The following is a 23,552-nucleotide window of genomic DNA, read 5'->3' on the forward strand; positions in this document are numbered from 1 at the left end:
AGTTCTCCATAAATAAAAGGCACTAACCTAAGTTAGCACCTTTTACCGACTGGGAACTCCCGGTCCATGAATGAATTATAGACTATTAATAGTATTAAGACAATATACTTTAGATCCGGTCAGTAGGGTGCGCCCCGCGCACCAATAAATGTAGACTGTTCTAAAGGGTACATGGGACGCACCCTTGTATCTACGATACTACGGATATGCAATCAACACGACTGACGAATGGGATAAGCCAAGCCGCGATGTTATTTATGCCTTTCAGCTACACTTTCGACCGCAAAAAACGGATGGAGTATTGGACTTAGAAACTTACGCTATCTTAAGCGCACTCAATAAAAAGTATGATAAATAAAACAAGGGTCTATTGATAAATCAACAGACCCTTATTTTCTCTATAGTAACTCACTACTATTTTATCTAAGATATTGAAGGCTAATTTCCATTAGGTGCTTTTGAAGCAGCTTGATAAATGGTGATAATTTAATGTAAATGCTAAATAATAAAACAAATAAATAGGACGTGAGGTTTCAAAAAACTTAAAGGCGAAAACTTTTAAAGGTAAAGTGCTAAAAACCTAAAAACGGGCCGCAACATCTGGAATCTTGCCACCCTACCAAATATGCAACTTCATACGTCCTGTTTCTCTATACAGTGGCGCGCGCCTCGTCCCTCGGCAACAACAACCTTAAATTAATGATGTTTTTTGAGAAGACTTACTTAGAGTGCAGTAGAGCCACTTATGTATCCCTATTCTTAACTAAATAAAAGCATTGAATTGGCTTAAAACCATACCAAACCCTCATAAGGTATCTTTGTCAGAGAGTCAATTCTTGACTGAATATTGCCAACATGAATTTCAAGTTTATGACCATCTGGATCCAAAATATAGTAAGACTGTCCTTCACTTTTGTTATCTTTCCATTCAATGACATTTGACTCTTTGAGTTTTTCAACAAACTTATCAAAATGACTTGCTTCAATGTCAAATGCAATATGGGTATAATCAGTTTTAGGGCTAGGTATATCACAAGATAGGCAAAACCATAACTCACCAAGCGTTAGATAAGCACCTTTATTCCACTTTACATGAGGTGTAAAGCCTAAAATATGCGTATAAAAATGCAATGATGCTTCTAAATTACTGACAGCTATTGTGATGTGATTGAGTCCTGTTAGCATGACAACTCCTATAAATCTTTATTTATTTTATATAGACAGCTTTCAATAACCCAAATCGACAAACAGTAGGGTGCGCCCCGTACATCAGTAAATAGAGACTGCTCTATATGGTAGGTGGTATGCACCCTACGATCTTATGCGAAGTATTGCAAGTTTACGATTATGCTCAGCGGGCTTACAAGCTCTTTAGTAAGAACAGTTTCAGAGGCTGGATGGGTTGTTCGAAATATTATAAAGATTATCAACTCTGAATATAACTTCGATAACAACAAGTCTTAAATGTGTATGAGACTTAATATTAGGGGTAATAATTCACTAAGAATTATATGCGTTATAGGTAGGCGTTTATTAAAGGCTATATTCTTCTCTCGGTAAGAAAGGGCATCGTAATTATGTATTGTGGTCGGTAGGGTGTGCCCTGCGCACCGTTTGGTATTAGCATTTCGACCAATATAGAGAGCTATATTAATCGATAATAATAACTACCGTCTTTTATTAAAAAATGCTATAAATGCTACGCGTGCTGAACTTTATGCTACCTAAAGATAAGTTTACTAGGATTTTAAAATAATACCAATAATTATCCGTAATGATTAAGTAAAAACGAAAGAAAGATAAGAAGATTATGAATCGACATACAGCCATTTAAAATAGATTAAACTCTCTTCATCAGGTATTTTATCAACTAGAATTTCTAAACTTGACCCCTTCTAAAGAATTAAGGTAGTGAGGTTAGTCGTTTGTAGCCTATTCCTTTTAATATATGACCAGTCACAAAAAAGGCGAGTCATTTAATGACTCGCCTTCCTTATATTTAGAAAACCCTTATATTTAAAAACCTTATCAAATTGAAACAAGGTTTTTTAGCCCCGATTGTAGCGGATATCCTTGGTGAAACACTGTGGTGCGTGCGCTTGGTAAGTGGCGATATCGTAGCAGCAGGAACGGCACTTGCCAGTAGCGCACGCCACAGTGTAAACCAAGATAATAGCGAAAGCGGGATTGGCTCCAACAACTAAACCACTGTTATAGACTTATTCGAAATCAATCAGGCTAACTCTATACAACTACTCAAGCTCTAAAGGGGGCACTTCTTGACCGCGTTTGTGATAAAAATCAGCCACAAATTCATCAAAGGTATCGTTATCAATCGCATCACGAATACCCTGCATTAAGCGCTGATAGTAGCGTAAGTTATGAATGGTAGCGAGCTGCGCGCCGAGCATTTCTTTGCATTTATTGAGGTGATATAAATAGGCACGACTGAAGTTTTTACAGCAATAGCAATCACATTCTGGATCTAGAGGACCGACATCTTCACGGTATTGACTGTTACGAATACGCACGATGCCTTGGTTATCAAGGTTGCCAGTGACGAAGTAATGACCGTTTCGCGCGTTGCGCGTTGGCATCACGCAGTCAAACATATCGACACCACGGCGCACCGCTTCTAAAATGTCTTCTGGCTTGCCCACACCCATCAAATAACGGGGTTTGTCCGCAGGCATCAGCTCTGGCATATAGTTGAGGACGCTGATCATCTCCTCTTTAGGCTCGCCGACGGATAGACCACCTATGGCATAGCCATTAAAGCCAATGTCAAGCAAGCCTTGCATCGACTGTTGGCGTAAGTCTTTATACATACTGCCTTGTACAATGCCAAATAAGGCGTTGGTGTTGCCGAGTTTGTTATGCTCATCGACGCAGCGCTGCCCCCAACGTAACGATAACTCCAGTGACTTTTGCGCTTCAGAATACGTCGCTGGATAGGGGGTACATTCATCAAATTGCATCACGATATCGGAGTTTAATGAGTATTGGATTTGCATCGACTTTTCGGGCGATAAGAAGACCTTTGCCCCATCGATCGGTGACTTGAAAGCGACGCCTTCTTCGCTGATTTTTCGCATGGCGCCCAGACTAAAGACCTGAAAGCCGCCTGAGTCAGTCAAAATAGGCTTGTCCCAGTTCATAAATTGATGCAGACCGCCAAACTCGTCGATAATCTCAGTGCCCGGACGCAGCCATAAATGAAAGGTATTGCCTAATATAATATCAGCGCCAATGGCCTCGATATCACGCGGTAACATGCCTTTAACTGTGCCATAAGTGCCCACTGGCATAAATGCAGGCGTTCGGATCTCACCATGGGCTAAGCTAACCGTGCCGCGACGTGCGCGTGATTCGCCCACTGCGGTTTTGTGTAAGGTAAATTGCATAACATTGACTCAAAAATTGTGTAAGTAGAGACTTAAGATAATGGGTTTAGACTATAAAATGGGGTCAAAAGTTTCTATTGAAAGCATTGGTTAACGTCACAGCGTAAAAGCGCTATGAATTAAAGGATATTTCAATTATATTAGGTCGTACATGCGAGCAATTATAACACTCACAGCGCCTTATCGGGGGGCTATTGGATTTTGAGACAGAGTTTGATTTGTACTTGCTTAAAAGACCGATAACTCAAAGCAATAACACTGTGTATCAAAGCTAAACGCTGCTTATTTGAAAATTTACTAGTAATCGTTAGTTTACTTTGATATAAAAGCAGAGTGACCTGTCACAAGTTGCATTACTTTTTATCTTCTTTTTTACTTCTATAACATCGTCTATCTACTCATTGCCAAGAGTCAAGGTGTCAGGCGAGGATACGTTTATGAGCTTAAGAATTATTATTGTCGTTATATTTATCCTACTATTAATTGCGTTGTTTTATATTGCATTTCGAGGTGACTCGTCGCAAGTTAAGCGCAAAGGTCTTGAGCAAGAGGCTAAACCAGATGCGCCAGATGCTCTAAACAAGCCAGATGCACTCGATGAGCTTGCTGTGCCTGAAGAGTCAAACCTCGCAGACTCACAGGCTAAACATGAGCGAGACACTCATTATAGTAGCGAATTTGATGACGATGAGATAGTGGATGCACAGTTTGCAAACGACGCACCTGTGACAGTCTCAGCTGCTGATTCCGCTGACGTTCCCAACGATTTATCTAAAAAAGAGTTGGCTAAAAACGACTTATATGAAAAAGAGTTATCTAAAACGGTACCCGATAAAGACTTAGCCGTAAAAGACATAGCTAACAAAGAATTAGATAACAAGGCTTCAATTGAAGCCCCGACTACTGACGCTTCTGATTCACCTGAAGTGAAAGAGATATCTAGCCAGCCTGTTACACCTCGCTCTGAGCACTCAAAAGCCGAACAACCTCTAATCAGTGAGAGTGAACTTGCTGATATTTTACAAGATAAAGAAGACGCTAAGAACCTAGAAACCGAAGAACAAGCTGAGAAAGAAAAAACTCATGAAAAAGACGCTCAAGAAGAAGATACTCAAATACTAGAACCAAACATAGTAGAGTCTAAAAAAGAAGACCTTCAGAAAGAAGAGCTTATTAAAGAAGACTCTAAGCTAGAAGACCCTGAAAAAGAAGACCCAGAAAAAGAAGTCACGCTACAACAAAAAGTTCAGCATCCCGAGAATGATCTTAAAGACAATGATCTTAAAGACAATGATCTTAAAGACAATGTTCTAAAAAATAATGACCTGAATGATAAAACTGAACATTTAAACACCCTTAACAGCCCGGACAACAAGGAAGACTCGGACGCATCACATACCTCTTCTGCTCAGTCTTCTGAACCTGCAATAGCAGATCCAGAGAGTGCCGTCACCATAAAAGACCCTAATAGTCTTGAAACAAGCAATACCTCCGCTAGTCACTCTGAAGACCCTTTGTATAAAACGTTAGCAGCTGTAGATGACTCAGACTCTACCCCTGTTTTACCTGCTAAATCGCCTGATACTACTGATACTAACAAAGTGGCTAATACTGCTGATACGGTAGTAAATCCAGAGACCGACCCCACGTCTCAAACCAAAACCCTTAAAGTGACAGAAACGGATTTTAAAACCAGTGGACCAAAAACTAAAGTCATAGTCGAAGACAATAGATCTGATACGTCCAATGGTGTGACATTAGAGGCAGTCAAAGAGGAATCCGCCCCTGCGAAACCTAGCACACAAGATGATGCTATTACAAAGGTGGTTCAAGAAGTTAAGGTTAATGATAAACACACAACCGAACATACTGTCAATGAAGATTTTAGTCAGCAAACAGTTAAGCAAGATACTGTTAAAGAAGACATAGCTAATGAAGACATCAGTATGCAAGATACTGTTAATGAAGACCTAGCTAATGAAGAGGCTAATAAAGCTAAAACGGTTGAAGAAGAAAGCATCAAAAAAGATCAGGAGCTAAGCCAGTCAAAAGGTAATGATATTAAAGACGATATAGATAATGATCTTAATAATAGCCAGTTAGAGAATATTCCTAATCAGCTTAAGGTAGAGGATAGTCAACTTAACGATGCAAGCGATGCTAACCTCGTGTCAGAAAATCGGGTTGAACCGGAACAAGAACAAGAAAAAGTTGCCGATAGCGCAGAGTCAGACATCTCGATTGCACCTGTCGTCGCGGATTTGGAACAAGAAGCCACCTTGACTAATGATATGCAGGCGTTTGATTTCGTTAAAGAATTAGACAGCACTCAGCTGACTTTGGACTTAGCTCATCAATATTTAGAAGTGGGTGAATACGACAGTGCCAAACGCTTGGTGCAAGAAGTTATCGAAGGTGATGGTAGTGATAAACAAAAGTCGATTGCTAAAGACATATTAAGTCGCTTGTATTAAACTATGCGCTCCAGAAAGGGTTAAGGTAGGGATCGGTTTTAGATGTCCTGCCGACCTTTCATAGTCCGCAATAATACGTTGTAAATTACTTATCATGACTTCATCGCAAACACCTAGCACAGCCAAACCTCTTAGAAACTCAAATATCAATTCTGATCAAGCTCCCCCTCGTAAAGTGCAACTCATTTATGCGGGGGGCACTTTTGGAAGCTATGGTAAACCTTTAGCGGCTTTACCAGCGCAAACCTTTTTACCTCTACTTATCGATAACATTCATCAAAATATTACGCCTAATGTAGCGGTACTTGCTAACTCGTGCGTCAAAGACAGCAGCCAGCTCACCCCGTCAGATCTAGCACATTTTTTTAAACTGATTGTAGAGTCTTATGCCGATGGTAATAGGCAGTTCCTATTAATTACTGGGACCGATACGCTTAGCTATCTGGGTTCATTTTTGGCTGAGGCATTTGCAGGCTCTGATCTGTGTCTGGTACTGACGGCCAGTATGAAACCTTTGTTTGACCCCAATGATATTCACGATTATAGGATAGATGCGCATAGTGATGCTTGGCAGAATTTATCAGATGCCCTTGGTCTGGCGGCACATGGCGACCCTGGTGTCTCTATTGCTTTCGCAGGAGAGTCTTGGCCGGCGCAAACCGTGCAAAAAATTCACAGCCATGATTTAATGGCTTTTACCGGTCATCACCGAGCAGGATATCCTGCTAATAGTTATGACAAACTGCTGCATCCTGCCCGCCGTAAGGTATGGATTGAAGACGCACATGCCAAGGTAGAAAGCATTGTCGCTAATGCTCAAGCAGCGATCGTTGCGACTGTCTATTGTGTGCCGAACGAGGGTGATTGGCTGGCGACTCAATTATCTAGCTTATTAACGCTACCCCCAACAGGCATCATACTCATCGGCTTTGGGGCGGGTAATATTCCTTACAATGAGCACTTAGCGACAACACTAGATCAGCTTTATCAGCATGGGCATCTTATTGTCTGTACCACTCAATGCCCGTTTGGCGGTGTCAGCGATGCCTATGCGGCTGGTAGCTGGCAATATGAACACCATGTGCTGTCCGCTGGTAGACTGACCATTTCTGCGGTTTACGCCCGTCTACTGTGGTTATGCTTAGCCTATGATAGTCCTGCACGGCGACGCCAACGCTGGAGTTATAGTGTCAGTAAATAGTATGAGTAAAGACTGTCCTTAACTGAAAACTATTTAACAAAACTATCCTTATCTAAAGACCATTTAACAAAAACTACCCTTATCTAAAGAGAAAAACGGTGCCTGATATCAAAGCGGATGAAAAACTCACAGATAATGATTCTATCCTAGACACTGACGCTATGCCGACCTCGGCAACGGCGCCTAATCAGATGGCTAAACAGTCTTTACAAACTTTTGCACTGGGTATTGAGTTTAATGGCGCAAATTACCGCGGTTGGCAACGTCAGCAAGAAGTACTGTGTGTACAGCAGGTTGTGGAAGAAGCGCTGAGTAAAATAGCCAACGAGCCCGTTGAGGTGGTGGCGGCTGGACGGACGGACGCCGGTGTTCATGGCGGAAATATGGTGGCTCACTTCAAAACGGCGGCAAAGCGTGGGGTCTATAATTGGCTTCGGGGTGCCAATAGCATTTTGCCAGATGACATTGCGGTTCGCTGGATAGAGCCAATGCCAGACGCGTTTCATGCCCGCTTTGGGGCGATTGCCCGGCGCTATCGTTATATTACTTTAAATCAGCCACAGCGCCCTGCCATGCTGAATCATTTAGTCACTCATATCCATGAGCCATTGGCATTGGACTTAATGCAACAAGCCGCTCGCCATATTGTTGGGCAACATGACTTTAGCAGTTTCAGAGCAGCAGCTTGTCAATCTAAACAGCCTGTACGCAACATTCACCATGCCAATTTATTTGAACACGGTCAATTTATTGTGTTTGATATTCAGGCTGATGGTTTTTTGCATCATATGGTTAGGAATCTCATGGGAACCTTGTTTGCTATCGGTAAAGGTGAACTGCAACCGGATGACTATCTTCGTATCTTACAGGCCAAAGATCGCACGATTGCACCTCCAACTGCTTCTCCTGATGGACTGTACTTTGTCAATGCCTATTATCCTGAGCACTTGCAAGCCTTGCTGCCATCAATGCCATTAACGCCGCAGTGGTTAAACCTACCTGACTAGACCTACCTGACTAGATATCTATGGCTAAACCTCTATGGATAAATGCCTCGTTATGCAAGGGGCTTGATTAAAACGTTTTGAACACTCCGTCAACTTTTGACCCTTAACAAACTATGTGCAACTTATCAAGTGATAGTGTGGCTATATTTGCTATAAGCCCTTTGTTAGCGTATAATTATGTCCTACTACAATTCTATTCAAAGGGTTAACCTAAATACTTATGGCAAAAAAAGACGAGATTATTGAATTCGAAGGTGAAGTTATCGATACCCTTCCCAATACACTTTTTAAAGTGCGCCTAGAAAATGGTCATGAAATCATTGCCCATATTTCTGGTAAGATGCGTAAACACTATATTCGTATCTTAACGGGTGATAAAGTTAAAGTTGAAATGACACCTTATGACTTATCTAAAGGTCGTATTACTTACCGTGGTAAGACCTAACCCATACTTATCATCTCGTTAACGCAGGCTTATTATAGAGTCTATAACATTCGAATGGTTTTAGTATCATTTACTATTTGAAGTATGACCTATTTAAGTCAAAAAACCGCTACTCCTTTGAGATAGCGGTTTTTTTTAGTTTTATAAAAGCATCACGCTATATTAACCTGAATTCGGGATAATCAACCGATAAAATTTAAGGTAGTAGGCACTCCTTTATTGCAAAGCAATGCTTCTCATCTTTTAGACAAACGATCATTAATCTTTTTTGAACTTAGAAAAGATTAGCTCCCATCCTTTTTTCAAAGAAAGGGTTGGGGATGGTTTTCTTAACCCAAATAAAAACAATATAGTCAGCGAACTGCTAAACGGTTACAGTGTTAACCTCGTTAAGTCTACTCAAGTAGTACTTGCACTCGGTTGCCTTGTAACCATTTTAGACTTCTTTGACTATAGCTTAAAAAACGGTTATCACGAATAAAGAAAGGTTATGGAATTCAGAAGTTATTATTTGAACTCCACAGTGGCATCATCATCAATCGCCCCAAACAATGCTAATGCATCCCAATTGGTTAAGCGCACACAGCCTGATGAGGCTTGACGGCTGATACGCTCAGGATCTGGCGATCCGTGTATCCCGTAAGAAGGTTTGGTGAGTCCAATCCATACTAAGCCGACAGGATTATTGGGACCTGGTGGGATTATGGTTTGGCTACCATCCTCTGCAGTATAAGTATAATTTGGCTCATGTACTTTCACTTTTACTTGATGCGTACCACTGGGTGAAGGGGTTGCTGTGCTACCGACTGTTGTCGGATAACTGGCGACCAAATTGTCATCTGCGTCATAAACAAATAAGGTTTGCGTATCTTTATCGGCGACTACCCGACTGACAGGCGTGGTATTAGGATTACCAGGGTTATAAACCGTAATGGTTTCACCCGATTTAAAGCTAATATTAGGATTAAGCTGTGTTAAATACTGCAAGTCCATATGGAACTTTTCAGCTATGGCCTCTCCCACACTTTCGTAATACATACCCTCAAGCTTGCCCTTCGCCTCAGCACTTGCAGGGATGGTTGTCATATTAATATTAACATCGTTATCAGTCAGCGTGTAGTTCACCAATACAGGCTGATTAACAAGTGATCGGTCTTCATTCAATGCATCCCACGTCTCTTGATTTAAGTCATTAGTGACAGTCAAGCCCTTGGCTTTTTGAAAGGCTTGCATGGCTTTGCGTGTATTTTTGCCCCACTTACCATCTACAGCACCAACGCCATGATGATTCCAGTTTAGCAAAGCTTGTAATTTAGTCGCTATGGCTTGGTTAATCTTATTTCCAGACTGCCAGTCACTATTATTTACCTTCTGCGCAATTTCAGATAAGTTATTTACTGAGTATTGAAGCGTTGGTAATACGTCGTTTGACGTTGTATTTATTGTACCTGTGCTAGATTGATTGGCCTGATCTTGACTGTCTGCTACTTTAGTATGTTCACCATTGTTAACCGTATCGGATTTATTATTGAAGTTATTATCGGTCTGATTGACATCTGTTTGTTCCGCTGCGGTTTGTGTGGCTTTAGTTTTTGAAACACTGGCTGAATTTTCGGTAGAGGACGAATTTGAACACGATGTCGCTGTCAGCAATATTGCCAAAGCAAGTCCTGTTAATTTAGTTTTTGAAATATTCGATTGCAACTGACTAAACATGCTTTATCCTTATAAGTTAGCTAAGTTTGGCAAGGACAGCGGCGCCCATTTGCTGACAACCTACTAAGGTAAGACCCGACTCAACCGAATCCATAATATCACCAGTACGCAGACCGTCATCAAGCACATCACTGACTGCTTGCTCAATAGCTGCCGCAGACGCTTCGTGCTTAAAGGTATAACGCAGCATCATTGCGACAGACAATATAGTGGCTAACGGATTGGCTTTATCCTGACCAGCAATATCAGGTGCACTGCCATGACACGGCTCATACATTCCTTTACCATTTTCATCTAAGCTGGCAGACGGTAACATACCTATAGAGCCAGTTAGCATGGCGGCTTCGTCAGATAAAATATCTCCAAACATATTGCCTGTGACCATCACATCAAATTGCTTAGGATCTTTTACTAGCTGCATACAAGCGTTATCGGCATACATATGGCTTAATGCAACGTCAGGATAGTCGGCTTGTTGTAGCTTAATCATCGTCTGTTTCCAAAGCTCTGTCACTTCAAGGACATTAGCCTTGTCCACTGAACAGATCTTAGCAGCGGTTCCATTAGCCTTAGCACGTACTTGCGCCAAATCAAAGGCGACTTTACCAATGCGCTCAATCTCAGAGGTCTTATAAACCATGGTGTTATAGCCTTGTTGCTCACCATTATCTAGAGTGCGAATACCTCGAGGCTCGCCAAAATAAATACCCCCAGTGAGCTCACGCACGATCAACAAGTCAAGTCCCTTGATAATCTCAGGTTTTAGGCTTGAGGCATTGGCAAGCTGAGGATACAGCTTAGCAACGCGTAAATTTGCAAACAAACCTAATTCACTGCGGATCTTTAATAGGCCACGTTCAGGGCGAATGCTACGCTCTATACCGTCCCACTTAGGGCCGCCCACCGCGCCGAGTAAGACGGCATCGGCGGCACGTGCTTTTTCCAAAGTATCATCAGGTAACGGCACTCCTGCCCTATCGATAGCAGCACCGCCTAAATCTCCCTCTTCTAAGGTTAGTCCTAAATCAAATTTCTCATTAACCGCTTTAAGCACATCGACGGCTTGTGTCATTATCTCAGGTCCAATGCCATCACCTGCGAGCGTTAATACAGTTGCCATACTTTCAATTTCCTAAGTTGTTTTTAAGGTAGTTATTTTTTTAATTAGTCACTTTTAATTAGTCACTTGTAAGTAGTCACTTTTTAATTAACCATTATCTAAAGAGCTACTTTGCAAGGTTCAAGACCTAAGCGTTAACCTCATTAAATATCCAAGGGGTTTGTTGACGCATCTTTTCTTCATAGGCCTTGATTGCATCTTGTTGCTGAAGCGTAAGACCGATATCATCAAGACCATTAAGCAAGCAATGCTTACGAAATTCATCAATCTCAAAGGGATATTCAGTACCATCAGGCGTAACGACCACTTGACGCTCAAGATCAGCGGTTAGCTCATAGCCTTCATTGGCAAAACAGGCGTCAAATAAACTATCTACTTGCGCCTCTGGCAATACAATGGGCAACATACCGTTTTTAAAACAGTTATTATAAAAGATATCTGCAAAACTTGGGGCGATCACAGTACGGAACCCATACTCTGATAATGCCCAAGGGGCGTGTTCACGACTCGAACCACAACCAAAGTTATCACGGGCCAACAATATAGTTGCCCCTTGATAACGGGGTTTGTTGAGTACAAAATCAGGATTGATTTGGCGCGTTGTAATATCTTGATCCCCATTTATAGAAGGTACGCCTTCATCCAGATAACGCCATTCATCAAATAAATTAACCCCAAAACCTGTCCGTTTGATTGATTTTAAAAATTGCTTAGGGATAATTTGGTCGGTATCGACATTGGATCGATCAAGGGGGCAGACAATGCCTGTTTGGGTGTTATAAGCTTGCATGGTATTTCCTTTTATTACAGATACTTTAAGTAATATAAAATCTATTTTCTTTTCTTTAAACCTGAACTATTAATATAAAATTAGTACTTTTCTTTAATAGCCTATTAGCAATATTCCTTTGATTGGCAACACTAAACGATTAGAAGTATAGAGAGTTTCTAGGAAGGTGAATATTTTTTCAAAATCGTTTCCCTTCCTATATAACTGTCTTACCGCTATGACTAGATACTCAACATTATGCATCATACAAGCTTGAAAAATATCCTTTAAGAACTGGTTATTAGCAACAGCTCTTCCTGCTTCAACTTCAATAACAATTCTTCCATCATTGCTTAAAGCATCTGCATTGAATGCTTTATCTATCTTATTATTCAATCCGAATAAGACTGGTACTTCTATCTTATTAACCTTAGATTTTCCAGACTCAACGTCATAGCCCAGTTTTTCTAGTTCAAATTGCAATTCTTTCAAAACCTCATTGCTAACAAGTTTAAATTCATCAGACCGAATTTTATTCTCAACTGATCTGAAACAACTAACCACTTGTTTAAGTTCACTAGTAATACCTTGAGAACGAGGAAAAAACTGATAACTAATTATGGACATATGACTATACCGAAGTATGAATTATATTGTTTATATGTTTTCTGACTAAAAACTTCGCACATCCACAAAGTGACCGGCTAAAGCTGCAGCAGCAGCCATTGCAGGACTAACTAAATGCGTGCGTCCGCCATTACCTTGACGACCTTCAAAATTACGGTTCGACGTTGAGGCGCAGTGCTCTTGTGGCTCAAGCTTATCTGCATTCATTGCCAAACACATTGAGCATCCTGGCTCACGCCACTCAAATCCTGCTTCAATAAACACCTTATCCAGGCCCTCTTTTTCAGCCTGTTGTTTAACTTGTCCGGATCCAGCTACAACTATAGCTTCTTTAACGTTATCGGCCACTTTACGTCCTTTAATAACGGAGGCCGCTGAGCGCAAGTCTTCAATACGAGAATTAGTACACGAGCCAATAAAGATACGGTCAAGCTTAATATCGGTAATCGGCTGACCTTCATTAATACCCATATACTTATAAGCACGCTCCCACGCCTCAGCCTGTACCTCATCTTTAGCTTGTGCCAATGTTGGCACGTGTTGCGTCACATCGACTACCATCTCAGGAGAGGTGCCCCAAGATACTTGCGGTGCAATGTCACTGCCATCTAACTCAACAATCGCATCAAACTCAGCGTCGTCATCTGAGCGTAACGTCTGCCAGTAGGCAACTGCTTGTTCCCACTGCTCACCTGTTGGCGCAAATGGACGACCTTTCACGTAATCAATTGTCGTCTGATCAACCGCAACCATACCAACACGAGCACCTGCTTCAATGGCCATATTGCAAACGGTCATACGACCTTCCATGCTCATATTTTCAAACACATCTCCCGCAAACTCTATTGCATAGCCTGTCCCACCTGCCGTACCTATTTTTGCGATAATAGCCAATACCACGTCTTTCGCAGTCACCCCTTCACCAAGCTCGCCATTAACACGAATCAACATATTTTTAGATTTTTTCTGTACCAAGCATTGAGTGGCTAATACATGCTCTACTTCAGAGGTACCGATACCATGCGCTAAACAGCCTAACGCACCATGTGTCGCAGTATGTGAGTCGCCACAAACGACGGTCATGCCGGGTAATACAAGCCCTTGCTCAGGACCAATGACATGCACAATCCCTTGACGAACATCATTAATCGTAAATTCAGCGATATTAAATTTGGCGCAGTTATCGTCCAAAGTTTTTACCTGTAAGCGTGATACTTCATCTTTAATGCCACTCACACCTTCTAAACGCTCTTTACGGACTGTCGGTACATTATGATCCGGTGTCGCAATATTTGCAGACAAGCGCCATGGCTCTCTATTGGCCAATGCTAGACCTTCAAACGCCTGTGGACTGGTAACCTCGTGAAGCAGATGACGGTCAATATAAATTAAGCTTGAACCATCATCACGTTTACTCACGAGATGCGCATCCCAAAGTTTGTCATAAAGAGTTTTTGCAGTTTTTAATGGTGTTGCTGACATGGAATAGTCCCTTGCTGGCTTAAAAAGTTAATAAAATAAAGTCATATCTTAAATAATTCTTATAGGCTAATATTAGTTATAACGAATATTTAACAGAAGATTTTTGCTTTATTTTCTATATTGAGATTATAACATTTTAGTTATATAATAATAATTGATGATTTTTATTATAAAGCAAACTATTAATTATAATAGGTTACTTCACCCCTTTACTGGCATAAAGTTTTAGGCTACTCATGAATACGACAAATTTGACGACTTTTATCACGGTAATGCAAACAGGCAGTATTTCAGGTGCGGCTGAAAAACTTTTTATTACTCAGCCAGCAGTGAGTAAGCGTATTAAAAACCTTGAGGATGAGTTCAAGGTAACTTTATTTGACACTTTGGGTCGCGGCATCGTGCCCACTGCTGCCGCAAATGAGCTGTTGCCCCATGCTAAGCGTTGGCTAGATGACTATGATAATTTCAAAATCAATATTCAAAATTCACAACAAACCATCTCTGGTAAACTGGTTATTGGTACCAGTCATCACATCGGCCTCCACCACCTACCGCCTGTTTTAAAGCAGTTTATCCAAACTTACCCTTCTGTGCAATTAGAGGTCCATTTTGTCGATTCAGAAGCGGCCCATAAATCGGTATTAGATGGTGAGTTATCGCTTGCATTTTTAACCTTACCGCCAGTATATGATAAGCGTCTCACCTATCACACGTTATGGTCTGATCCGCTATATTTTGTTACAGGTACCCTATCGCCATTGGCTCAGAAAACCAACGTAACCTTGGAGCAATTGGCGCACTATTCCGCTATTTTACCAGCAGCGAATACGTTTACGAGTCAAATAACATTGGCTGAATTTGCCAAACAAAACTTAAAGCCTTATGCCACTATGACCACTAACCCGCTTGAGTCTATTAGAATGTTAGTATCGGTCGGACTAGGCTGGTCTGTATTGCCTCAAACCTTGATCAATCAGGAGCTTGCGTGCATAGACATGGCCAAAGATTTAGAGTTACAGCGTTATTTAGGTGTGGTTATAAACCCAAGTTTGACCCGTTCGGCGAGTGTTGATGCATTGATGCAAATGCTAGCGCCCATCGTATAGCTTATTCATTTAAAATCAGCTTCTTCAATTTAACCGACACTCTTTTGATTGAACCCGTTAAATTGGTGATCTTTTCAACCCCAATTTCTGTTACGTTAATGGTGTCATTAGATACTATTGATAATCTAATTCGTAATTCCCCCGATTATGCTTTATAATGCCCTCATATTGCCAAAAGTTAATAGTATGTAACTAAATTTGCATTCTAATTTTTCAATATTATTTTATGCAGATTGTATTGTTCTATGAAACATATATCAGCATAAGTTCATCAAGATATTCTATTACCTTTTGTTAATAATTTTTTAGCTCTACTTTTAGCTCTAAATAACGAACCATTATGATATTAGTCACATAATGGTTTTTTTGTGCTTATGAATTTTAATCATATAAGGATTTTGTTATGAATGGAGTGTCAACAGGCGTGCTTATATCGCTCGGCTTATACTTCCTACTGATGATTGGAATAGGGGTTTGGGCCTACTTTAAAGCTGAAAATGATTCATCTGGCTATATGCTTGGGGGTCGTAATCTCAGTCCAGGTGTCGCTGCTTTATCTGCAGGTGCATCAGATATGTCAGGTTGGTTATTACTTGGTCTACCAGGTTATATGTACAGCTCTGGTGTGGTTAGTATTTGGATTGCATTAGGATTGACGCTAGGTGCTTTTGCTAACTATTTATTGGTTGCGCCAAGATTGAGAGTATATACTGAGATTGCTGATAACGCGATTACCTTACCTGACTACTTTGCCAATCGCTTTGAGGACAAATCTCATCTACTTAGAGTTATTTCAGCAATTGTCATTATCTTATTCTTCACCGTCTATACTGCCGCAAGTTTAGCAGGTGGCGGTAAATTATTTGATAGTGCTTTAGGTATGACGTATAGCTCAGGCTTGTGGATAACTGCTGGCGTTGTTGTGATTTATACCCTATTTGGTGGTTTCCTTGCCGTATCGACAACTGACTTCGTGCAAGGCGTTATCATGTTATTTGCCATGATTATTGTACCGATAGTCGCTTTTACGGACCTGGGTGGTGTGGGTGCTACGACAACTGCAATCCGCAATATCGACCCTGAAATGCTCAATATCTTTAGCGGTATGACCTTCTTTGGTATCTTATCTCTTCTCGCTTGGGGATTAGGTTATTTTGGTCAGCCCCATATCATTGTCCGCTTTATGGCCATTCGTTCTGTTAAAGACGTGCCTACTGCTCGTAATATTGGTATGAGCTGGATGATTATCAGCTTAATCGGTGCATTAATGACTGGTTTTGCGGGACGTGCTTATGTTCAAAAGACGGCAATGACATTAGATGATCCTGAGACTATTTTCTTAGTATTTACTAATTTCTTATTCCATCCTTTAGTATCTGGCTTCTTGTTAGCGGCTATTTTAGCAGCCATTATGAGTACTATTTCTTCGCAGTTATTGGTTGTTTCAAGCTCACTCACTCGTGATGTCTATAAACTATTTTTTGATAGAGATGCGCCTGAAGCTCGTCAGGTATTAGTCGGTCGTATTTCAGTAGTGCTCGTTGCTATTATTGCTATTTTCTTAGCAAGAGACCCTGACAGCTCAGTTTTGGATTTAGTGTCTAATGCTTGGGCAGGCTTTGGTGCCGCGTTTGGTCCGCTAGTGGTTATCAGCTTAATGTGGAAACGTATGAACCGTAATGGCGCCCTTGCCGGTATGATTGTAGGTGCCTTAACAGTTATCGTTTGGATTTATGGTGGATTTGAAACGTCTGATGGCGTTGCTTTAAAAGATTGGTTATATGCCATTATTCCAGGCTTTATATTAAGCTCAATTGCTATCGTTATTGGTAGTCTGGCAACTGCTGAGCCTAATGATGATATTAAAGCTAAGTTTGAAGAAATGGAAACTAATCTATAATTTACATTCTTTCTAATAATACAGCTTAGTAAAAACCCTCGCATGACTTATGCGAGGGTTTTTTGTTAATTGATAAACCAGACACAATAACCCGTTAAAAAGTCTTGGTAAATAAAATAGTGGCTGATTTATCATCACGATCATCATAGTATTTGAAGTTACTAGAGGTTTTTTCATAATCAAATACCAGACGCGGGGTTAATCCCAATACCGTTAAGTCACGTTTCCAAACTTGCAACCCTATTGACTTTGTTTTGTCTTCTCGGGTTGTATCGTTGCCTTCAATCCTGTAAGTAGTGTAGAAGAAATTAGCGATATCATCAGAAGGTTTGTCATAGTCTTTGATCGCATAGCTTAGGGAAGTCAATGTTGAAATGCCTTGATTCCACTCCTTACCCCAACCGACATTAACTGAATTACGATCATAGCTCAGAAAACTAGTCTTATCGACATCGTTTATATTATGACCGATACCCCCATAAAAGTACTCGTTGGCATCTTTGATATATAGCCCATTTAAACCTAAAAATACACCGTCTGCTTCACGAAGGTTTTTGTCATCATCATCAATGGTTTCATTCGAAAGCATTCCCGTTGCTGTTAATTTCAACTTTGGTTTTACCCAACGTGAACCACTAACCGTTACCCCTTTACGCCAACTGTATGGTTCTTCACTATAGAATCGTTTGGTAACAAAAGGACTGATTGAAAGATCATTCTTTGCGTCATCATAACCTAGTCCTACAGATGCCGTGACTAGATAATCATTATAATCACTATTATCCCAGTACCCTTTAAGGGAAGTATTGCCACCTACTTCTGCATAGTAATTCTGTGGTAAATTTATACGCTTATTGGCACTGGTAGATACCAAAAGGCCTTTGCCAGACTCAGGTTTATTCGTTGTCCCAAATTGATTATTGACTATTGGCTTTTCAGGAACACCATTTAGGTTATCATCTTGAATATAACTTATTGATGCATTAAAACGCCACTGCTCTTGCATTTGAATACGTTCGATTAACTTATTGACATTGGCCATAACAGGCTCAGGTATGTCTGCCCCTCGAAGCTTAAGAAGCTGGTCATAAGCAGCAGCGTACTGTTTATCAGCATATAAAGCTTGTGCTAGATTTAAGCGTACAGGGTGAAAATCTGAATTATCAGCCAACATACCCTTATAAATGGCAATAGCCTGTTTATGTTGACCATTACTACGATATACCAACGCATCAGCAAAACTGATCAACATAGGATCGTTAGTCTGGAGCGCTTTATAATGCGGTAATAATTCTTTTACCGTTGCCATATCTTGAGCAGCTATGGCAGCATTTAAAAATTTGGTAAACGCAATAGGATCTGCTTTTAAAGCGTCTAAATTATAACGCTGAGCCGTTTGCAGAGGCTTACGCTCATTAATAGCCTCTTGAGCTTCAGCATTTGAAACATTAGCGGTTGGTACTGTGTTGCCTAAATTTATATTTTGTCGCTCTTGTTTAATAAGCTCTTCAGAAAGATCATTTTCATTCTGAGCAAGCTCATCAACCTCTTCTGGATTGAGTTCAGCAGCATATATTACGGGAGCATAAACTGCGGCTGCCGTTAAAATTGAGGCATTAAGGGTTTTAAGAAAAAAAGATTGGGTCATGGTTATCCTTAACATTGTAACTTGAGTCAAATATTCCGTATTTATAACTGATTGAAGTGCTAAAAAAGTTGTCAGTGATTATAAACTAGCATTTAAGTTATTAAAATAATATGTTTATTTATTTAAACATATATTATTGATAATTACGGATTAACTATAAAGTAATATTAACTTTATTGTTTAAAAAAAGCGCCCTAAGGCGCTTTTTTATTTAAAACTTAATCAACTTTGGATGCTATTACTGCTTTTCAGCGCCAAAGGTACCTTGGAACTTGGTACCAGTACCTGCAACAGTACCTTTACCACCTTCAACGGATGCATCTTGGTAAATTCCCCCTAAGAAGGCGGCATCTTCACCATAGAAACCACCGGCAGCATCGATACCATTTACATTACCTGCAAATGTATTGCCATCAATGGTCGCTTCAATGCCAATCTTATTACCTTCAGGCATATATTTGAAGTTACCATCAAAGGCAAGCTCACCAGCTACCGAGTTATTGACAAAGTCAACGTCAAAACTAGAGGTACCATTAACTGGAGCAGTACTAGTATTGTCATCCAAATGAATATTCTCGATATAAGTTGCTACACCGGTGTACTGTGCTTTACCCTCATTAACTTGTTTTAAATAGTCAATATCAGCTTGATTGGTCAGATACCCTTCAACATAGACATTTGTCGCTCTAGAAACATCTCCAACAAGGGAGTTAAAGTTTCCATATACGTGTCCAATCTGCATCTGCTGGTCAAAGTTTTCATACACTGAAGTATACTCATATGTTGGGTTAGAACTCCCTTTACCAGCATCTACTTTAATTTCTCCAGATCTTTGTAAGGACACTTTTATAGGTTCAAGTACACTTGAAGGTTGAACCATATCGCCTCGAACAACCCCATCACTAAAGCTCTTGAAATTATCGCCTTGACGATTATCTACTGGAACTTCTGCTCCATTTTCGACAGTGGTTGACGTAAATTCAGACTTATCATCTCGAATTGCGACATAGCCTATTGCATTATCAAGCTCACCAAGACCAAAGGGAAGGGTCTTCTCTTTACTACTTAACGTAGTTGATTGAAAACCGGTCATATCTGAGTCAGGTTCCACGTTTGGATTTACTGGATTAATTGGGTCAACCGGGTCTACAGGATCAACCGGGTCTACAGGATCTACAGGATCTACAGGATCTACAGGATCTACAGGATCTACAGGATCTACAGGATCTGGTGTTGATTTTTCAGCACCATATGTTCCTTTACCAGAATCATCACTATATACACCACCTAATAGTTTAGCATCTTCCCCATAGAATCCACCTTTAGTATCTACACCATTCCAACTGCCAGAAAATTTATTACCTGTGATTTCAGCTTTAATATCTTTGCTACTAGCACCAGAGAAAGTTAACTTACCATCTACCTGTTGATCGACAAAATCAACATCAAACTCAGACTTACCTAAAAGAGGACCATCTATGTTTGAATTCTCAAGATAAGTAGCAACACCTTCATATTTCACCTTACCATCATTGATATTGTTATCAATGTTGTATTGAGAAAGATCCTTCATATAGGTCATGTCTTCTAAGCTAGTTGACTTACCTTGTGCGTAGATAGTTGAAAGCTTTCCATCTGCATACAAAGCTCTGTCAATAGTTCCATATACATGACCAATTTGAAGCTCTTCATTAAAGTTGTTATATACCGAGGTATAGCTCATATCACGATCATAATCTATACCTGTTTGACCTTTGCCCTTAACAACTATATTTCCAGAATGAGATTTGAAGCCACTATCATTTGCTCCATAATTACTATCAGAAGCTTTGTTGCGGATAATTAAATCAACTGGTTCTGAGGCATAATTAGTATCAAGTTCATCAACACGACTGGTAAGAACATCAAAGCTACTTGAAGCATTGTTAACAATGTCCCCTCGTTTGGCTGCATTATATCCGTCTATATTATTACTCTGAACACCAGTAATAGTATTTGAAGCAGCAGCATCTGGATTAACTGGCGCTGGTGGAGTCTCTAACTCAGCTGCAAGAGCTTCTTCTGCAGCTTTAGCCCTAGCTTCTGCTTCTTCCTTAGCAAGTATAGCTTCATCTCTAGCTTGCTCAGCTTCAGTCGTGGCTACTTGAGCTGCTGCTGCTTCAGTTTTAGCAGCTTCAGCTTCAGCTTTAGCGGCGTCAACTTCAGCTTGAGCGGCTTCTACAGCGGCATCAGCTTCAGCTTTTGCTTCACCAATAGCTTGAGCAGCTGCAACCTTCTCAGCTTCAAGAGCTTGTTCCGCAGCTTCTTGAGCCTGCTCGGCAGCTTCTTGTGCTTGTTCCGCAGCTTCTTGTGCAGCTTTGGCTGTCGCAGCGGCTTCTATTGCAGCGGCTTCTGCAGCTTCGGCTGCTTCGGCTCTTTCAATAGCGGCCGCTAGACCACCGTCTCCACCTTCACCTGCATTGGCTAGTGCTTCTTGTGCAGCTTCTAAGGCCGCTTGGGCTTGATCAGCATCTGCTTGGGCTTTGTCCGCTGCCGCTTTGGCTTCTTCTGCTCTCGCTTGTTCTGCTGCTAGTGCTGCTTGACTGGCCTCTGCTGCCGCTGCCGCTTCTGCTGCTGCTTGCTCTGCTGCGGTTTGAGTATCAGATTTGGCGCCATAGGTTCCTTGTGCACCGTTGCCTTCGTAGACACCGCCTAGGTACTGGGCATCGCCACCGTAGAATCCACCTTCGGTTGCGTAGCCTGCATTGTTATCGGCACTGCCTGAGAATTGGTTGCCATTTATACCTGCGGTTAAACCAATGTTACCTACTTGGTTAAAGCTTAGGCTGCCGTCTAGTGTCTTAGCGACAAAGTCTGCGGTAAATACTGAGGTTCCGAATTCTATGTCATTACCTATGCCTAGCTCACGATAGGTCGCATCACCTGTGTATCCTGCTGTACCTTCTGTTGGTACGTTCTCAGCGACGGTGGCATTACCGACAACCGCAGTACCATCAACAGGAATCTTTGTATCGCTTAGACTAGCAGTACCGTCAATATGACCAATAAGCATTTCATCACTATAGTTTTTATAAATTGACGTATACACCAGTGGCAATACACCTAAGTCTGTAGCGATTTCAGTATTATCTTCATGACTCATAAAGCCATTAGCCAGTTCGGTATCACCCTCTCCAGTTATAACCACATCAACGACAGGTAGTAAATCATCAGAAGCTATATCAGCTCGCGCTTGAAGGCTATCGTCAGCTATCTCAAAATCACGTGTAGTTGTAATAAAGTCACCTAAGAGACCTGTTACTGATGCGCCTACATTGATAGTCTGCACACCAGATTTATCAGCTTCAGGCGCATTCTTAATAGCGGCCGCTTCTGCTGTTGTAGCGGCTTCGGCTTCGGCTTGCTCTGTTTCGGCAACTAAGGCTTCTGCTGCTGCTATAGCCTCCTGTGATGCTTGTTCTGCTGCGCTCACTTGGGCGAGTGCTTCTTGTAATGCCTCCTCTTTGCGGGCTACTGCCGCTTCTAAGGCATCTGTATTACCACCGCCTGCAGCTAATGCATCAGCTAGGTCCTGCTCAGCTTTGGCAAGCGCAGCTTGCGCGTCTGCTAAGTCAGCTTTAGCTTGATCTGCTTCGGCCTGTGCGCTCTCAGCTTTTTCTTTTTCAGAAGCGGCTTGTTGTTTGGCAGCTTCTGCTTCAGCTTGGGCTGCAGCTGCTTGTTGCTGTGCTTGTTCAGCACTTGCATTGGCTTGGGCTATAGCAGCGTCTGCTTCAGCTTTTGCTGCTGCTGCTTCATTTTTAGCAGCCTCTGCTTCAGCTTTAGCATCGTCAACTTCAGCTTGAGCGGCTTCTACAGCGGCATCAGCTTCGGCTTTGGCTTCTCCAATGGCTTTGTCTGCAGCTTCTTGTGCGGCAACTAGTGCGGCTTCCGCTGATTGTTGAGCAGACTTCGCTGCAGCTTCTGCTTCTTGCGCTTTTGCGGCTGCCTCTTCGGCTGCAGCTTGCGCTTCTTCTGCCGCTGCTGCTCTGGCTAGTGCCGCTGCTAGTCCACCGTCGCCACCTTCACCTGCATTCGCTAAGGCTTCTTCTGCTTTTGCTAAGGCTTCTTGTGCTTTGACTGCTTCTTCTTGGGCTTTGTCCGCTGCCGCTTTGGCTTCTTCTGCTCTCGCTTGTTCTGCTGCTAGTGCTGCTTGACTGGCCTCTGCTGCCGCTGCCGCCTCTGCTGCTGCTTGCTCTGCTGCGGTTTGAGTGTCAGATTTGGCGCCATAGGTTCCTTGAGCACCGTTGCCTTCGTAGACACCGCCTAGGTACTGGGCATCGCCACCGTAGAATCCGCCTTCGGTTGCGTAGCCTGCATTGTCATCGGCACTACCTGAGAATTGGTTGCCATCTATACCTGCGGTTAAACCAATACTACCTGCTTGGTTAAAGCTTAAGGTGCCGTCTAGTGTCTTAGCAACAAAGTCTGCGGTGAATACTGAGGTTCCGAATTCTATGTCATTACCTATGCCTAGCTCACGATAGGTCGCATCACCTGTGTATCCTGCTGTACCTTCTGTTGGTACATTCTCAGCGACGGTGGCGTTACCGATTACCGCTGCTCCGTTTACGGGTAGTGCACTGTCTCCTAAAGCTGCTGAACCATCAATGT

17 protein-coding genes are annotated in these 23,552 nt (G+C 41.6%); 8 read left to right on the top strand and 9 right to left on the bottom strand.

Features of this window, described 5'->3' with window-relative positions:
• The first annotated feature begins 184 nt into the window (after nucleotides 1-184).
• Entirely contained in the window at nucleotides 185-358 is a 174-nt protein-coding gene (locus tag AC2SLT_RS09195; RefSeq protein WP_486547357.1) for a peptidoglycan-binding protein, read from the top strand.
• Between the two features lie 428 nt (nucleotides 359-786).
• Here AC2SLT_RS09195 and fos read toward each other — a convergent pair whose 3' ends face one another.
• Nucleotides 787-1,185, bottom strand: coding sequence for a fosfomycin resistance glutathione transferase (gene fos, locus AC2SLT_RS09200; RefSeq protein ID WP_486547358.1), 399 nt, complete (start codon nucleotides 1,183-1,185; stop codon nucleotides 787-789).
• An 848-nt stretch (nucleotides 1,186-2,033) separates the two neighbouring features.
• Between fos and AC2SLT_RS09205 the strand changes: the two genes are divergently transcribed.
• Nucleotides 2,034-2,204: a hypothetical protein gene (locus AC2SLT_RS09205; protein WP_486547359.1), complete on the top strand. Its 171-nt coding sequence runs from the start codon at nucleotides 2,034-2,036 to the stop codon at nucleotides 2,202-2,204.
• Between the two features lie 48 nt (nucleotides 2,205-2,252).
• Here the strand turns inward: AC2SLT_RS09205 and tgt are convergent, their stop codons facing one another.
• On the bottom strand, nucleotides 2,253-3,404 hold the full coding sequence (gene tgt / locus AC2SLT_RS09210; protein ID WP_486547360.1) for a tRNA guanosine(34) transglycosylase Tgt: 1,152 nt from the start codon (nucleotides 3,402-3,404) through the stop codon (nucleotides 2,253-2,255).
• Nucleotides 3,405-3,841: 437 nt separating this feature from the next.
• On the opposite strand from tgt, the gene AC2SLT_RS09215 reads away from it, so the two are divergent.
• From AC2SLT_RS09215 to infA, 4 genes are all read left to right on the top strand, one after another.
• On the top strand, nucleotides 3,842-5,878 hold the full coding sequence (locus AC2SLT_RS09215) for a FimV/HubP family polar landmark protein (RefSeq protein ID WP_486547361.1): 2,037 nt from the start codon (nucleotides 3,842-3,844) through the stop codon (nucleotides 5,876-5,878).
• A 94-nt stretch (nucleotides 5,879-5,972) separates the two neighbouring features.
• Nucleotides 5,973-7,079, top strand: a complete 1,107-nt coding sequence (locus AC2SLT_RS09220) for an asparaginase (RefSeq protein ID WP_486547362.1) — start codon at nucleotides 5,973-5,975, stop codon at nucleotides 7,077-7,079.
• 191 nt (nucleotides 7,080-7,270) lie between these two features.
• On the top strand, nucleotides 7,271-8,086 hold the full coding sequence (gene truA, locus AC2SLT_RS09225; protein WP_486547380.1) for a tRNA pseudouridine(38-40) synthase TruA: 816 nt from the start codon (nucleotides 7,271-7,273) through the stop codon (nucleotides 8,084-8,086).
• 220 nt (nucleotides 8,087-8,306) lie between these two features.
• Nucleotides 8,307-8,531, top strand: coding sequence for a translation initiation factor IF-1 (infA, locus tag AC2SLT_RS09230; protein ID WP_350558979.1), 225 nt, complete (start codon nucleotides 8,307-8,309; stop codon nucleotides 8,529-8,531).
• A 507-nt stretch (nucleotides 8,532-9,038) separates the two neighbouring features.
• On the opposite strand, the gene AC2SLT_RS09235 is transcribed toward infA, so the two are convergent.
• From AC2SLT_RS09235 to leuC, 5 genes are all read right to left on the bottom strand, one after another.
• Complete coding sequence (locus AC2SLT_RS09235) at nucleotides 9,039-10,247, bottom strand: L,D-transpeptidase family protein (RefSeq protein ID WP_486547363.1); 1,209 nt, start codon at nucleotides 10,245-10,247, stop codon at nucleotides 9,039-9,041.
• Between the two features lie 16 nt (nucleotides 10,248-10,263).
• A complete protein-coding gene (leuB, locus tag AC2SLT_RS09240; protein ID WP_486547364.1) occupies nucleotides 10,264-11,367 on the bottom strand; it encodes a 3-isopropylmalate dehydrogenase in 1,104 nt (367 codons plus the stop codon).
• Between the two features lie 127 nt (nucleotides 11,368-11,494).
• The gene (gene leuD / locus AC2SLT_RS09245) at nucleotides 11,495-12,157 is read right to left on the bottom strand and encodes a 3-isopropylmalate dehydratase small subunit (protein WP_486547365.1); all 663 of its coding nucleotides are present in this window, start codon (nucleotides 12,155-12,157) and stop codon (nucleotides 11,495-11,497) included.
• 93 nt (nucleotides 12,158-12,250) lie between these two features.
• On the bottom strand, nucleotides 12,251-12,763 hold the full coding sequence (locus AC2SLT_RS09250; protein ID WP_486547366.1) for a hypothetical protein: 513 nt from the start codon (nucleotides 12,761-12,763) through the stop codon (nucleotides 12,251-12,253).
• A 45-nt stretch (nucleotides 12,764-12,808) separates the two neighbouring features.
• Complete coding sequence (gene leuC, locus AC2SLT_RS09255) at nucleotides 12,809-14,245, bottom strand: 3-isopropylmalate dehydratase large subunit (RefSeq protein WP_486547367.1); 1,437 nt, start codon at nucleotides 14,243-14,245, stop codon at nucleotides 12,809-12,811.
• A 236-nt stretch (nucleotides 14,246-14,481) separates the two neighbouring features.
• Here leuC and AC2SLT_RS09260 point away from each other — a divergent pair, with 236 nt between their 5' ends.
• Nucleotides 14,482-15,354 carry a LysR family transcriptional regulator gene (locus AC2SLT_RS09260; protein WP_486547368.1) on the top strand — a complete coding sequence of 291 codons (873 nt, stop codon included), beginning with the start codon at nucleotides 14,482-14,484 and terminating at the stop codon, nucleotides 15,352-15,354.
• 403 nt (nucleotides 15,355-15,757) lie between these two features.
• Complete coding sequence (gene putP, locus AC2SLT_RS09265; protein WP_486547369.1) at nucleotides 15,758-17,254, top strand: sodium/proline symporter PutP; 1,497 nt, start codon at nucleotides 15,758-15,760, stop codon at nucleotides 17,252-17,254.
• A 94-nt stretch (nucleotides 17,255-17,348) separates the two neighbouring features.
• Here the strand turns inward: putP and AC2SLT_RS09270 are convergent, their stop codons facing one another.
• A complete protein-coding gene (locus tag AC2SLT_RS09270) occupies nucleotides 17,349-18,902 on the bottom strand; it encodes a surface lipoprotein assembly modifier (protein ID WP_486547370.1) in 1,554 nt (517 codons plus the stop codon).
• A gap of 238 nt (nucleotides 18,903-19,140) precedes the next feature.
• Nucleotides 19,141-23,552 (bottom strand): transferrin-binding protein-like solute binding protein (locus AC2SLT_RS09275; protein WP_486547371.1); only part of this gene is annotated, 4,412 nt, incomplete at its 5' end.

The organism is Psychrobacter sp. CX18, from assembly GCF_057396215.1.

Bases quoted from the DNA above. Each gene is read 5' to 3' on its own strand.
- fos (WP_486547358.1), bottom strand. From the start codon at position 1,185: ATGCTAACAGGACTCAATCACATCACAATAGCTGTCAGTAATTTAGAA.
- tgt (WP_486547360.1), bottom strand. From the start codon at position 3,404: ATGCAATTTACCTTACACAAAACCGCAGTGGGCGAATCACGCGCACGT.
- AC2SLT_RS09215 (WP_486547361.1), top strand. From the start codon at position 3,842: ATGAGCTTAAGAATTATTATTGTCGTTATATTTATCCTACTATTAATT.
- AC2SLT_RS09220 (WP_486547362.1), top strand. From the start codon at position 5,973: ATGACTTCATCGCAAACACCTAGCACAGCCAAACCTCTTAGAAACTCA.
- truA (WP_486547380.1), top strand. From the start codon at position 7,271: ATGGCTAAACAGTCTTTACAAACTTTTGCACTGGGTATTGAGTTTAAT.
- infA (WP_350558979.1), top strand. From the start codon at position 8,307: ATGGCAAAAAAAGACGAGATTATTGAATTCGAAGGTGAAGTTATCGAT.
- AC2SLT_RS09235 (WP_486547363.1), bottom strand. From the start codon at position 10,247: ATGTTTAGTCAGTTGCAATCGAATATTTCAAAAACTAAATTAACAGGA.
- leuB (WP_486547364.1), bottom strand. From the start codon at position 11,367: ATGGCAACTGTATTAACGCTCGCAGGTGATGGCATTGGACCTGAGATA.
- leuD (WP_486547365.1), bottom strand. From the start codon at position 12,157: ATGCAAGCTTATAACACCCAAACAGGCATTGTCTGCCCCCTTGATCGA.
- AC2SLT_RS09250 (WP_486547366.1), bottom strand. From the start codon at position 12,763: ATGTCCATAATTAGTTATCAGTTTTTTCCTCGTTCTCAAGGTATTACT.
- leuC (WP_486547367.1), bottom strand. From the start codon at position 14,245: ATGTCAGCAACACCATTAAAAACTGCAAAAACTCTTTATGACAAACTT.
- AC2SLT_RS09260 (WP_486547368.1), top strand. From the start codon at position 14,482: ATGAATACGACAAATTTGACGACTTTTATCACGGTAATGCAAACAGGC.
- putP (WP_486547369.1), top strand. From the start codon at position 15,758: ATGAATGGAGTGTCAACAGGCGTGCTTATATCGCTCGGCTTATACTTC.
- AC2SLT_RS09270 (WP_486547370.1), bottom strand. From the start codon at position 18,902: ATGACCCAATCTTTTTTTCTTAAAACCCTTAATGCCTCAATTTTAACG.